The sequence below is a fragment of the Phytoactinopolyspora endophytica genome, assembly GCF_004138495.1.
Taxonomy (GTDB): domain Bacteria; phylum Actinomycetota; class Actinomycetes; order Jiangellales; family Jiangellaceae; genus Phytoactinopolyspora; species Phytoactinopolyspora endophytica.
In genome coordinates this window covers 52,024-56,042 of the sequence record NZ_ML142876.1, presented here as the reverse complement: position 1 = coordinate 56,042, position 4,019 = coordinate 52,024, and the positions used below count along the sequence as shown (strand labels likewise).

Annotated in this window: 5 protein-coding genes; 1 reads left to right on the top strand and 4 read right to left on the bottom strand. The window is 67.3% G+C overall.

Annotated features, from left to right (window positions below):
* A partial coding sequence (locus ELR45_RS32415) for a response regulator transcription factor (protein ID WP_240760303.1) occupies nucleotides 1–558 on the top strand: 558 nt, incomplete at its 5' end.
* Here ELR45_RS32415 and ELR45_RS32410 read toward each other — a convergent pair.
* The 4 genes from ELR45_RS32410 to ELR45_RS41850 form a co-directional block, all read right to left on the bottom strand.
* The gene (locus ELR45_RS32410) at nucleotides 521–1,954 is read right to left on the bottom strand and encodes a sulfatase family protein (protein WP_165368301.1); all 1,434 of its coding nucleotides are present in this window, start codon (nucleotides 1,952–1,954) and stop codon (nucleotides 521–523) included. The two genes, ELR45_RS32415 and ELR45_RS32410, sit on opposite strands and share 38 nt — an antisense overlap.
* Before the next feature lie 36 nt (nucleotides 1,955–1,990).
* Nucleotides 1,991–2,875 carry a dihydrodipicolinate synthase family protein gene (locus tag ELR45_RS32405; RefSeq protein ID WP_165368300.1) on the bottom strand — a complete coding sequence of 295 codons (885 nt, stop codon included), beginning with the start codon at nucleotides 2,873–2,875 and terminating at the stop codon, nucleotides 1,991–1,993.
* On the bottom strand, nucleotides 2,872–3,573 hold the full coding sequence (locus ELR45_RS32400) for a FadR/GntR family transcriptional regulator (protein ID WP_165368299.1): 702 nt from the start codon (nucleotides 3,571–3,573) through the stop codon (nucleotides 2,872–2,874). The genes ELR45_RS32405 and ELR45_RS32400 overlap by 4 nt, the downstream gene beginning before the upstream one ends.
* Nucleotides 3,574–3,575: 2 nt before the next feature.
* Nucleotides 3,576–4,019 (bottom strand): ABC transporter ATP-binding protein (locus ELR45_RS41850; protein ID WP_240760302.1); only part of this gene is annotated, 444 nt, incomplete at its 5' end.

Below are 4,019 nucleotides of genomic sequence, written 5' to 3'. Positions count from 1 at the left end.
GACCGTGCCGGAGCTGATCTCGTCCTGCTCGACTTGATGCTGCCCGGAGTCCCGGGTACCGAGGTCTGCCGTCAGCTGCGTCAACGCTCCAACGTCCCGGTGATCATGTTGACCGCGAAGGACTCGGAGGTCGACAAGGTCGTCGGTCTCGAGCTCGGCGCGGACGACTACGTCACGAAGCCGTTCTCGTCGCGGGAGCTCGTCGCCCGGATCCGTGCCGTTCTGCGGAGAGGGACCGAGACGACCGAGCTGAGCCCGGCGATTCTCGAAGCCGGTCCGGTCCGCATGGACGTGGAACGACACGTGGTCTCGGTCGGTGGCGACAGCGTCCGACTGCCGCTCAAGGAGTTCGAGCTCCTCGAGCTGCTGCTCCGCAACGCCGGCCGGGTGCTCACCCGGGCGCAGCTGATCGACCGGATCTGGGGCGCCGACTACGTCGGCGATACCAAGACGCTGGACGTCCACGTCAAGCGCCTGCGGGCGAAGATCGAGCCCGACCCCACCACGCCCACGTATCTGCTCACGGTCCGCGGCCTCGGCTACAAGCTGGAGATCTAGAGCTGGCACGGGAGCGGAGGTCCTGGTCCGCCTTGGCTTGCCGATCCGCCGCCTCGGGGTCGACGATGCGACGCAGGTCGGCGTCCATGCCGGCGAGAACGCCGGCGAATGTCGGATCGCCCGCGAGGTCGGTGAGTTCAAGGGGGTCGGCCACCACGTCGAACAGCTGAGGTGGGTGGCCGACGTAGTAGCAGTACTTGTACCGGCCGTGTTTGAGCATGAAGCCGGCATCGATCATGCCCTGGGCGTGGTACTCAGCGAGGACGGGTCGCCCAGGGGTGGTGTCCCCGGGACCTGCGGAGCCGGGTGTAGGGAGGCTGCGACCGGGCAGCGTGTCGTCAGGCGGAAGACCGGCCAGCGCGCGGAGCGTCGGCAGGAGGTCCACCAGGCTGACGTCGGCGCTTACCGGGCCCGTCGGTGCGTTCCCGTGCAGTTGATCCGGAGTCCGGACGATGAGCGGGACCTTGACCGAGGGCTCGTAGAACACCTGCTTCTGCCAGATTCCGTGGTGGCCTGCCATCTCGCCATGGTCGCTCGTGTAGATCACCACAGTGTTGTCCCGTAGAGACGAACGGTCGATGGCCTCGAGCAGCCGCCCCACCTGATGGTCCAGGTGGCTCACCAGCGCCCGATAACACGCCGTGGCATAGCGCTCCTGCTCCTCCGACAGCGGCTCGTCGTTATGGAACGCATGCCGGATCTGTTCGACGACCGGATGCTGCGACGCGGCGTTCTCATTTCGCGTGGGCGGCAGCTCGGTCTCGGCCGGGTCGTACAGGGCGAGAAACTCCGACGGCGCGACCAGCGGGAAGTGCGGGTGCATGTATCCGACGTGGAGCAGGAACGGCGCATCGTCGGGCCGGTCCGCCCGGTCCCGCAGGAAGTCGACAGCCGCATCGGTCGCGGCCACGTCATGCCTGGTGTGGACGTGGTCACCGGCGCCCGCCTCGGTCACATGGGAGTTGCTTCCACGCCGCCACTCCGGCACGCGCCGCGGAGGCCGTCCATGGTGGGTGATCCAGAAGTCGAGGTCATCCGTCAGCCGCCGGTCGAATCCGAGCACCCGGTCGGAGCCATTGAAATGCGTCCGGCCCGCGAGCACGCTTTCGTAACCGGCGCCGCGCACGTGGTGCCCCCAGGTCCGGAACTCCGGGCCGGGGATCACCCCGTTGTCCCACGCCCCGATCTCGTGTACGTACCGCCCGGACAGCATGGACAACCGGGACGGCACGCACATCGGACTGGAGCAGTAGGCGTTCTCGAACAGCGAGCCCCGCCCTGCGAGCCGGTCAAGGTTCGGCGTCTGCACGACCGGATGCCCGTAGCAGCCGCTCGCCGACGCGGCGTGCTCATCGGAGAGCACGAAGACGATGTTCGGTGGCTTCGAATCGATCACGTCTGCTGCACCATCCATCAGATCGTCGACGCTCGCTCAGAGAAACGGCGTGTCCGCGACGAGGTGGGCGATCGCCTCGTTGTCTGCGGGGGTCAGCTGCTCGATCGGCTTGCGGGGAGGCCCGACCTCGAAGCCTTGCGCCCGCAGCACGGCCCGGGCGAACGCGACGTTGTCGAAGCGGGTCCCCGCATGGATCACGGCGTTGGCCTCCGCCTGCAACTGGGCGGCCTGCCGGGCGTCGCCCTTTGTGAGCAGCTCGGCGATCCGGACGAACTGGCCGCCCATGAAGTTATACGTGCTGCCGATGGCGCCGCTTGCGCCCGCGAGGAGCCCGTGCAGGCAGACTTCATCGGCACCATTGAAGATCGCGACGCCGTCACCGCACAGCGCTCGAAGCTGCTGCAGCTCGTAGACGTCACGGGAGGTGTATTTGAAGCCGGCGATGTTCTCGTGTGCGGCAAGCTCGACGAAGAGCTGGAAGGTGGCGTCGTCACCGCCCGCCATCGGCAGGTGGTACGGCAGGAACGGAACCGGCGACGCTTCCGCTATGTCGAGGAAGTGCTGACGGACCTGCTCGCGGCCGTGCTGGTAATAGAACGGTCCTACCGCGGAGACCGCGACAGCTCCGGAGCTCGCCGCGTCCCTGGCCATCGTGATGCAGGTAGCGGTGTCGGCGGCACCGATATGCGCGATCACCGGTACCCTCCCGGCCACCACCTCGGCCACCAGTGCCGAGAACGACGTGCGTTCGGCCGGCGACTGCAGCGGCCCTTCTCCGGTCGTGCCACCCACGTACAGACCGCCGACGCCCTGGCCGATGAGGGCGTCGACGAGCTTCTGCGTCACGCCTGGATCGATCCGGTCGTCCGGACCGTACGGTGTCACGATGGCCGGGATGATGCCCTGAAGGTCGGTTGTCACTTGTCCTCCGTGTGTGCTTCGTCCGTGCTTGTGCCGGGACGTGCTTCTAGGGATCGGCGGATACCGCCGAAGTGCTCGTGAACGGTGGCCGTCATCCGGGCCGGGTCGCCCGAGCGGATCGCGGTGAGGATGTCCCAATGCACCTCGACCGAGTGCTGGTCACCCGGCGGAAGCTCGCTCTCGAGCTTGTGAAAGAGATCCCAGAACAGCTCCAGCAGGGCCGTGACGAGGCTGTTGTCCAGCGGCGCGAACAGCCGGACGTGGAACCTCCGGTCCACCTCCGCGAACGTCTCGTGGCGCTCGTACGCGGCGGCCATCTCACTGACGATCCCGTCCAGCTCGGCGAGGTCAGCGTCGGACATCAGCTTGGATACGGCGACGATCAGCCCGCCCTCGATGGCCTCGCGCACCTGCAGCAGCTCCATGAGCGAATGGCCACCGATGCCGAAGCTGTACGGCAGCTGTTGCAGCACCGCGTCGAACGAGAACTCGCTGACGAACAGCCCGCGGCCGGCGACGGCACGGACCACGCCGAGCGTCTCCAGGCTCTTCGTGGCCTCCCGCAGCGAGAGTCGGCTGATGCCGAGCTCTTTGGCGAGTTCGCTCTCCGGAGGCAACCCAGAACCGGGGCGCAGATCGTTGTCGAGGATGTAGTCGCGGAGCCGTTGCTGGGCTTCCTGGTAGAGCGGTTTTCTCATGCTCATGCTTCCTGATCGGGGTCATGTCCGGCGGGCTCGCCGGACAGTCCGTCGAGCGTCAACTGCTCTGCGAAATGGCAGGCCACCTGGTGGCCGTCACTCGTCGTGCGCAACGGCGGCGAGTCGGTGCGGCAGACGTGCTGAGCGAATGGACAGCGCGGATGGAAGTGGCAGCCGGGCGGCGGGTCGGACGGGTCGGCGACCTCGCCTTCAAGCGGCTGCTGGGTGAGGATGTTGCGCCGTGTCGGATCCGGCTGTGGGACGGCCGCCAGCAGCGCCTGGGTGTACGGATGGCGGGGCCTGGAGAACAGTTCCTCGGTCGGGCCGAGCTCCACGACCTTCCCGACGTACATCACCGCGACCCGGTCGCACAGATACTCGACGACGGACAGGTCGTGCGAGATGAACAGGTAGGTCAAGCCCTGCTGCCGCTGCAGGTCCACCAG